Below are 1,083 nucleotides of genomic sequence, written 5' to 3' on the forward strand. Positions count from 1 at the left end.
CGACGGGCGGCAGCCCCACGGCAAGCAGCACCGGGAAGCTCAGGAGCGACGCGACGCCGACCGCCGAGGTGAGCACCCCGGCCCCGAGCCGGCGCCACCCGGGAGTGGCTGGCCTGGATCACCACGGGCGGTGGCAACAAGGCCCCCACCTGGGAGTACTCGGTCGGCTGGAGCCGGGACGCGGACTTCTGGGCCGGCCTGGTCCAGGTCCCCGAGAAGGCCTGGACACCCGCACTCGACGCGAAGGGGCAGCCTCGCGAGGACGCCGCCCTGGTCGAGATCACCGACCTGCTCGATCTCGGCGAATGGCCGCCCGGCCTGCGCATCGTCGTCCGGCGTGAACCCGTCCACCCGAAGTACACCAAAGACCTCAAGCCCTATGAGATCGCGACCGGCTTCCGTTACACGGTGATCGCCACGAACACCGTCGGCCGGCAGCTGCAGTGGCTGGATGTCCGGCACCGGGCCCACGCGCACGTCGAGTCCGGCATCCGCAGATCGAAGGCACTGACCCTGCTGCGACTGCCGTCGTTCAAGTTCGCCCTCAACCAGGCCTGGTGCACCCTGCTCACCCTGGCCATGGACCTGCTGTCCTGGCTGCAGCTCCTCGCCCTCGACGGCCGACTGGCCCGCGCCGAGCCCGCCGCCGTCCGCGCCGGCCTGCTCGACGTCCCCGCCAAACTGGTCGACCACGCCCGCCGCCGCGAGCTCAAGCTCGACCCCGCCTGGCCCGCCGCCCAGCACGTCGTCACGGCCTGGGACCGCATCCAGGCCCTGCCCGACCCCGGCTGACCACCACACCGCCGTCCCGGCACACCGGAAGGAAGAGCCCGCAACACCCTCGGCGAGTGGACGCCGACGCCCACCGCGACGACACGCGGCCCACCGGCCTGACCCGCGACGACCGACCCACAGGGCGAACCGCCAGAAACCGGACACCCCAGTCGATCCCCTCACGCCGGCGCGCGCACGTGAATGATCGAGGCTGAAGGACTGGAAGATCCTCGCCACTCGCTACCGCGGCCCTCTCACCCGCTTCGCCCTCGTCGCACACCACGACGCGCGGGCTCACCGCCAGCGCCC

Annotated in this window: 1 protein-coding gene; it reads left to right on the forward strand. The window is 72.2% G+C overall.

Annotated features, from left to right (window positions below):
* The first annotated feature begins 288 nt into the window (after positions 1-288).
* The gene (locus ACFT2C_RS29120; protein WP_377210587.1) at positions 289-792 is read left to right on the forward strand and encodes a transposase; all 504 of its coding nucleotides are present in this window, start codon (positions 289-291) and stop codon (positions 790-792) included.
* Positions 793-1,083: the final 291 nt, after the last annotated feature.

Source organism: Promicromonospora sp. NPDC057138 (genome assembly GCF_042670845.1).
Lineage (GTDB): Bacteria > Actinomycetota > Actinomycetes > Actinomycetales > Cellulomonadaceae > Promicromonospora.